The organism is Dietzia sp. E1, from assembly GCF_014145015.1.
Classification (GTDB): Bacteria; Actinomycetota; Actinomycetes; order Mycobacteriales; family Mycobacteriaceae; genus Dietzia; species Dietzia cinnamea_A.
Genome location: NZ_JAALDU010000028.1, coordinates 1 through 7067, shown reverse-complemented (window position 1 = coordinate 7067; position 7067 = coordinate 1). Strand labels below are relative to the sequence as shown.

7 protein-coding genes and 1 pseudogene are annotated in these 7067 nt (G+C 69.8%); 5 read left to right on the top strand and 3 right to left on the bottom strand.

What is annotated here, in order from left to right; all coding sequences use genetic code 11:
• Positions 1-454 (bottom strand): annotated as a pseudogene (locus tag G6030_RS01470) (DoxX family membrane protein); the annotation flags it as partial.
• Between the two features lie 109 nt (positions 455-563).
• On the bottom strand, positions 564-1265 hold the full coding sequence (locus G6030_RS01465; RefSeq protein ID WP_182641961.1) for an MBL fold metallo-hydrolase: 702 nt from the start codon (positions 1263-1265) through the stop codon (positions 564-566).
• A 150-nt stretch (positions 1266-1415) separates the two neighbouring features.
• Here G6030_RS01465 and uvrA point away from each other — a divergent pair, with 150 nt between their 5' ends.
• Positions 1416-4505: an excinuclease ABC subunit UvrA gene (gene uvrA, locus G6030_RS01460; protein WP_182641960.1), complete on the top strand. Its 3090-nt coding sequence runs from the start codon at positions 1416-1418 to the stop codon at positions 4503-4505.
• Between the two features lie 80 nt (positions 4506-4585).
• Here uvrA and G6030_RS01455 read toward each other — a convergent pair whose 3' ends face one another.
• Positions 4586-4984, bottom strand: coding sequence for a DUF1844 domain-containing protein (locus tag G6030_RS01455; RefSeq protein ID WP_007630815.1), 399 nt, complete (start codon positions 4982-4984; stop codon positions 4586-4588).
• Positions 4985-5304: 320 nt separating this feature from the next.
• On the opposite strand from G6030_RS01455, the gene infC reads away from it, so the two are divergent.
• The 4 genes from infC to G6030_RS01435 form a co-directional block, all read left to right on the top strand.
• On the top strand, positions 5305-5928 hold the full coding sequence (gene infC, locus G6030_RS01450; protein WP_182641959.1) for a translation initiation factor IF-3: 624 nt from the start codon (positions 5305-5307) through the stop codon (positions 5926-5928).
• A 94-nt stretch (positions 5929-6022) separates the two neighbouring features.
• Positions 6023-6217 (top strand): 50S ribosomal protein L35, encoded by a 195-nt coding sequence (gene rpmI / locus G6030_RS01445; protein WP_007630819.1) that lies wholly within the window; start codon positions 6023-6025, stop codon positions 6215-6217.
• 68 nt (positions 6218-6285) lie between these two features.
• Positions 6286-6666 (top strand): 50S ribosomal protein L20, encoded by a 381-nt coding sequence (gene rplT, locus G6030_RS01440; protein WP_007630820.1) that lies wholly within the window; start codon positions 6286-6288, stop codon positions 6664-6666.
• 10 nt (positions 6667-6676) lie between these two features.
• A partial coding sequence (locus tag G6030_RS01435) for an RNA methyltransferase substrate-binding domain-containing protein (RefSeq protein ID WP_277817414.1) occupies positions 6677-7067 on the top strand: 391 nt, incomplete at its 3' end.

The window sequence follows — 7067 nt, the reverse complement described above, 5'->3', positions numbered from 1 at the left end:
GCCACGCCAGGCCGGGCTGACCGGCGGTGTCGACGGAGGCGAGCAGGAGCGCACCGAGGAGCGCGACGTCCGTGGCCAGCCCCGTGGTCTTGCGGCTGCGCGCGGCCGGGTCGGACTCCATCCAGAACGCGTGCCGGCTGATCGCCGAGGGGGCGTGGGCGGCGGTGAGCGCCAGCGCCGACAGGCGGGGGGCCTTGCCCAGCGCGAACAGCGCGCCCGCGCCGATCTTCACGCCGGCGAGCGCCTTGACGAGCGTCTCGGTGTCCTTGGGCACCGGCGGCACCGACGTGGTCACCTTCTCGTGGACGGCCTGCTCACCCTTCTCCACCAGCGGTGCCGCCTTGTCGACGAGCGGCGCGGCATCGGCGACGTGGGCCTGGGGGTTGCGGAGCGTCTCAACGCCGTCGATGACGAACACCGTGGCGAGCATGGGTCGTGCGAGTCGTCGAATCATCGTTCCTCCTGGATAGGTGGGAGTGCGTCACCGAACCTAGTGCGAACTCGCGTCGCGCGCTTCCGGTCGCGATCGCGGGTCGCCGCTCGACGGGCGGGTCGGCCGACCGTCACCAGCCGCGGTCGCGCCACTCGGCCAGGTGCGGACGCTCGGCGCCGATCGTCGTGTCGTCCCCGTGTCCGGGGTGGACCACCACGTCGTCGTCGAGGACGTCGAAGACCCGGGTCTCCAGGTCGTCCATCAGGGTGGCGAAGTCCTCGGGGGATCCGGTCTTGCCCGGCCCGCCGGGGAACAACGAATCGCCCGAGAACAGATGGGTCCCCGCGTCGGTCCGCAGGAGCAGCGCGATGCCGTCGGGCGTGTGTCCGCGCAGGCCGATCACCTCCAGCCGGAGGTCGCCCACCTCGAGTTCGTCCCCGTGGGAGACGTGCCGATCCGTGGGGACGTCGATGCCCGCGGCGTCACCGGGGGAGGCGATGGTGGTCAGGCCGAGCGCCTCGACCGTCTCGGCGAGGCCGATCCAGTGGTCGGCGTGCAGGTGGGTGGTCAGCACCTCCTTGACGCCGGGGGCGCGGTCGCGCAGGTGCTCGACGAGCTGCGGCGCGTCGTTGGCGGCGTCGACGAGCAGGACCGCGCCGGTGTCGGTCGACTCGATGACGTAGACGTTGTTGTCCATCTCGCCGACGGAGATCTTGCTCAGCCGCGCGGGACCCACGGTCCAGCGCTCGCCGGTCAGGCGCCCGGAGAGGCGGCCGGAGTAACCCTCGGTGAGGGTGATGCTGTCGGGTAGGGACTCGGTGGGATTCGACATAACTGCAGGCTACCGGCGTCGGACGCGGCCGGTGGCCGTAAGCGTGTCGTACCACGTTGGTACCTTCGTCTGCGGGAACGGCGGCCATGCCCCGGCGTACGGCTTCCGTCACGCATCGGTGGCGGCGCTCCCCACTCGGAAGGAGAACCCATGGTGGACCGTCTGGTCGTCCGCGGCGCACGGGAGCACAACCTCAAGGGCGTGGACATCGACGTGCCCCGCGACTCGCTGATCGTCTTCACGGGGCTGTCCGGCTCCGGCAAGTCGTCGCTGGCGTTCGACACGATCTTCGCGGAGGGCCAGCGTCGGTACGTCGAGTCGCTGTCCTCCTACGCCAGGATGTTCCTCGGCCAGATGGACAAGCCGGACGTCGACTTCATCGAGGGGCTCTCGCCGGCGGTGTCGATCGACCAGAAGTCGACCAACCGCAATCCCCGCTCGACCGTCGGCACCATCACCGAGGTCCACGACTATCTCCGTCTGCTCTACGCGCGCGCCGGGGTACCGCACTGCCCGACGTGTGGCGAGGTGATCTCGCGCCAGACCCCGCAGCAGATCGTCGACCAGATCCTCGAGGGCGAGGAAGGGGCGCGGTTCCAGGTGCTCGCGCCCGTCGTGCGGACGCGGAAGGGGGAGTTCGTCGACCTCTTCGCGCAGCTCGCCGCGGACGGCTACAGCCGCGTGCGGGTGGACGGTGTCCTGCACTCGCTGTCCGAACCCCCGACGCTGAAGAAGCAGGAGAAGCACGACATCGAGGTGGTGGTCGACCGGTTGGCGACCAAGCCGTCCTCGCGCCAGCGGCTGACCGACTCGGTCGAGACCGCCCTCGGCCTGGCCGACGGCGTGATCGTCATCGAGTACGTGGACCGCGACGAGTCGGATCCCGCCCGCCACCGCCGGTTCTCGGAGCACATGGCGTGTCCGAACGGGCACCCCATCGCGTTGGACGACATGGAGCCGCGCGCGTTCTCGTTCAACAACCCGTACGGCGCCTGCCCGGTGTGTGACGGCCTCGGGGCGCATCTCGAGGTGGACCCCGACCTCGTGGTCCCCGATCCCGAGCGGTCCCTGGCCGACGGTGCGATCGCGCCCTGGTCGGGCGGCCAGAGCGCGGATTACTTCCAGCAGCTCCTCACCGGCCTGGCCAGCGACATGGGCTTCGACCTGCGGACGCCGTGGCAAGACCTGCCCGCGAAGGTGCGCAAGGCCGTGTTGGGAGGGGCCCCGACCAAGGTCCGGGTCCAGTACCGCAACAGGTTCGGACGGACCCGCACCTACGACGCCAAGTTCGAGGGCGTCATGTCGTTCCTCAAGCGCCGCCTCGAGCAGACCGAGTCCGAATCGCAGAAAGAGCGTTACCAGGGCTACATGCGCGAGGTGCCCTGCCCGGGCTGCGACGGCACGCGCCTCAAGCCCGAGATCCTCGCCGTCACCCTCGCGGGCCCCGGCGGCGAGGAGCGCTCGATCGCGGACATCAGCCGTATGTCGGTCGAGGACTGCGCGGCCTTCCTCGACGGGCTGGAACTGGACTCCCGGCAGGCGATGATCGCCGGCAGGGTCCTCAAGGAGATCCAGGCCCGGATGGGATTCCTCCTCGACGTGGGCCTCGACTACCTCTCCCTGGACCGCGTCGCCGGCAGTCTGTCCGGTGGCGAGGCCCAGCGCATCCGCCTGGCCACCCAGATCGGGTCGGGCCTGGCGGGAGTGCTGTACGTGCTCGACGAACCGTCGATCGGTCTGCACCAGCGCGACAACCGCCGCCTCATCGACACCCTCGTCCGACTCCGCGATCTGGGCAACACCCTGCTCGTGGTGGAGCACGACGAGGACACCATCCGGTCCGCGGACTGGATCGTCGACATCGGCCCGCTGGCCGGCGAGCACGGTGGACGGGTCGTCCACTCGGGCGACTACAAGGGGTTGCTGGCCAACACGGAGTCGCTCACCGGCGACTACTTGGCCGGCCGACGGAAGATCGCCGTGCCCGAGAAGCGGCGTGAGCCGAGCCCCGACAAGCGGCTCCACGTCCGGGGCGCCCGGGAGAACAATCTCAAGAACGTCGACGTCGTCTTCCCCGCCGGCGTGCTGTGCGCTGTCACCGGGGTGTCCGGGTCCGGTAAGTCCACCCTCGTCAACGACATCCTCGCCACGACGCTGGCCAACCAGCTCAACCGGGCGCGTCAGGTCCCTGGCCGGCACTCCCGGATCGACGGGGTCGAGGACTTCGACAAGCTCGTCCAGGTGGACCAGTCGCCGATCGGCCGGACCCCCCGCTCCAACCCGGCGACCTACACCGGCGTCTTCGACAAGATCCGCACCCTGTTCGCGGCGACCACCGAGGCCAAGGTGCGCGGCTACAAGCAGGGCCGGTTCTCGTTCAACGTCAAGGGCGGGCGCTGCGAGGCCTGTCAGGGTGACGGCACGCTCAAGATCGAGATGAACTTCCTGCCGGACGTCTACGTGCCGTGCGAGGTGTGCCACGGCGCGCGGTACAACCGCGAGACGCTCGAGGTGCACTACAAGGGCAAGACCATCGCCGAGGTGCTCGACATGCCCATCGAGGAGGCCTGCGAGTTCTTCGAGCCCATCACCTCGATCCACCGCTACCTCAAGACGCTCACCGAGGTCGGGCTCGGGTACGTCAGGCTCGGCCAGCCCGCGCCCACCCTCTCGGGCGGCGAGGCCCAGCGCGTGAAGCTCGCGGCGGAGCTGCAGAAGCGTTCCAGCGGACGGACGGTGTACATCCTCGACGAGCCCACCACCGGTCTGCACTTCGAGGACATCACCAAACTCCTGCTGGTGATCCAGGGCCTGGTGGACAAGGGCAACACCGTCATCGTCATCGAGCACAATCTCGACGTCATCAAGAGCGCCGACTGGGTCATCGACATGGGACCGGAGGGCGGTGCCGGCGGCGGGACCGTGGTCGCCGAGGGGACGCCCGAGCAGGTCGCCACCGTCCCGGAGAGCCACACGGGACGGTTCCTCGCGGAAGTCCTGCCCGCGGCGGACACCTCGACGGGGCAGGGCGCCGACGGAACGGGCGCGGGAGAGAAACCCTCCGCCTCGACCGCGGCGGCGAAGAACGGGGCGCGCAAGGGCGGGTCGACGAAGGCCGGTGCGACGAAGTCCGGGGCTAAGAAGACCGGAGCGAAGAGCGCGGGCACGAAGAAGGCCGCCCCGAGCGCGGCCGAGAAGACCGCCGCCAAGGCGGCTCGCAAGGCGCGCGCCCTGCGCTGATCACCCGCCGCCGGGCGCACGGTGCGTGACCCACGGGAGCGGTCGGCACCGCGCGGGCGCCGACCGCCGTGGGGGAGAGGTCAGTAGACCGGGCCGGTGAACTTCTCGCCGGGCCCCTCGCCGGGCTCGTCGGGGTACGCGCTGGCCTCGCGGAACGCGCGCTGCAGGCCCTGCAGCCCGTCACGCACGACGCGAGCCTGCGGCCCGAGGTGTTCGGCCGAGCCGGTCACCAGGCCCGCGAGAGCGGTGATGAGCTTGCGGGCCTCGTCGAGGTCCAGGCGCGGGCTCGAGGTCGGGTCCTCGTCGGACAGCCCCAGCTTCTCGGCCGCGGCACTCATGAGGACGACGATGGAACGGAAGATGATCTCCTGCGCGGAGACGTCCGCCAGATCGACGATCTCGACCTCGCGAGCATCGAGGTGATCCCCGAGCAGGTTCTCGGTGGCCTGGTCGGCGGATGAAGGCTGGTCGGTGGTCATGCCGTTTACTGTCCCACGGACCGCCCGGGGCCGTGTGCACCGACACCGGTTTGGGGGCACCGGCCGGAACTGGTAGAGTCCATCAGCGACTGTGGGAATCCGCTACGAGGCGGGTTCCGTCGTCCAAGAGGAGCCCGATCTCCCACCATCCGACGCCGCGAGGCAGTTTGATGGTCACCACCCCGACGAGGGGTCCGCGAGTCATCGCGGACGTGTACTCGTCGACGGGTGAGGAGTGAGAGGCCCCCGGTAGACATGCCGTGGGGCCTTCTCGGCTTCGCCGGCCACGGCCGGCGAGGCGTGGGGCGCCTCGAGGGCGGTTGTGCGGCCACGCGAGTGGTCGCGGACGCCAGCACCGTAACTACCGAGGAGGGCCCATCAGCGCCGAAGCACGTATCAACGAACGAATCCGTGTCCCCGAAGTCCGACTCGTCGGCCCCGGGGGCGAGCAGGTGGGGATCGTTCGCGTCGAGGATGCACTTCGTCTGGCCCTGGAGGCCGATCTGGACCTCGTAGAGGTCGCGCCCAACGCACGCCCGCCGGTGTGCAAGATCATGGACTACGGCAAGTTCAAGTACGAGGCGGCGCAGAAAGAGCGCGAGTCGCGGAAGAACCAGCAGCAGACCGTCGTCAAGGAGCAGAAGCTCCGGCCGAAGATCGACACGCATGACTACGAGACCAAGAAGGGGAACGTCGTCCGTTTCCTCGAGAAGGGCTCGAAGGTCAAGGTCACCATCATGTTCCGTGGCCGTGAGCAGTCCCGGCCCGAGCTCGGGTTCCGGCTGCTGCAGCGCCTGGCCGACGACATCACCGAGTACGGATACGTGGAGACCAGCGCCAAGCAGGACGGCCGCAACATGACCATGGTCGTGGCCCCCCACCGCGGCGCCAAGACCCGCGCCAAGGCGCAGGACTCGAAGGTCACCGACCCCGCGTCCGAGTAGGCCCTCCGCGCCGACAAGACCACGGACGCACGCCGTCCGCACACCCGAGGCCCCACCGGGCATTCCGGGCCGAACCATGTGAGGAAGACCGATCATGCCGAAGATGAAGACCCACAAGGGCACCGCCAAGCGCTTCCGGAAGACCGGAACCGGCAAGCTGGTGCGCCAGCAGGCCAACCGCCGCCACATCATGGAGAAGAAGCCCACCAAGCGCACCCGTCGCCTCGACGGCCGCACGGACGTCGCCCCGGCCGACGTGCCCCGCATCAAGCGGCTCCTCGGGCTCTGAGCCCCTCCGACCTTCAGTAACTCCCGGTCGCCCGTCGGCGACCGCCCCAGACCAGTGAGGATTGACCAGTGGCACGCGTGAAGAGGGCAGTCAACGCCCAGAAGAAGCGTCGGACCGTACTCGAGTCCACCAAGGGCTACCGTGGGCAGCGTTCGCGGCTGTACCGCAAGGCCAAGGAGCAGATGCTCCACTCGATGACCTACAGCTACCGTGACCGTCGCGCGCGCAAGGGCGACTTCCGGAAGCTGTGGATCTCGCGGATCAACGCCGCGGCCCGCGCCAACGACATGACGTACAACCGCTTCGTCCAGGGCCTCAAGCTCGCCGGCGTCGAGGTGGACCGCAAGGTGCTCGCCGACCTCGCCGTCACCGACCCGGCCGCCTTCACGGCGCTTGTCGAGGTCGCGCGCAAGGCCCTGCCGGCCGACGTCAACGCGCCGGCTGCCTGACACCCGCGACTTGACGAACACTCCGCCCCCAGAGGGCACGGGACGACCCGCGGATCCGTTCACCGAACGGACCCCGCGGGTCGTTTCCGCATCCAAGCTCCACCGCTCGGCGCCCCGGCGCAAGGCCGGACGCTTCCTCGCCGAGGGGGCCAACTCCGTCGAGGCCGCGCTCGCCACCGGCGCCGCCATCGAACTCTTCTGCACCGAGGCGGCGCTCGACCGGTTCGCCGACCTCGTCGACGCCGGACGCGCCGCCGGAGTCGCGGTGTCCGTGGTGACCGACCGCGCCATCCGCGGTCTGTCCGACACCGTCACGCCAACCGGGATCGTCGCCGTGTGCCGCTCCGTCACGCGGACGGCGGCCGACGCCGCCACGCGCGCCGCGGGAGCGACCGACGGGC

Coding starts and splice junctions, on each gene's coding strand:
- G6030_RS01465 (WP_182641961.1), bottom strand. CDS start 1,265: ATGTCGAATCCCACCGAGTCCCTACCCGACAGCATCACCCTCACCGAG.
- uvrA (WP_182641960.1), top strand. CDS start 1,416: ATGGTGGACCGTCTGGTCGTCCGCGGCGCACGGGAGCACAACCTCAAG.
- G6030_RS01455 (WP_007630815.1), bottom strand. CDS start 4,984: ATGACCACCGACCAGCCTTCATCCGCCGACCAGGCCACCGAGAACCTG.
- rpmI (WP_007630819.1), top strand. CDS start 6,023: ATGCCGAAGATGAAGACCCACAAGGGCACCGCCAAGCGCTTCCGGAAG.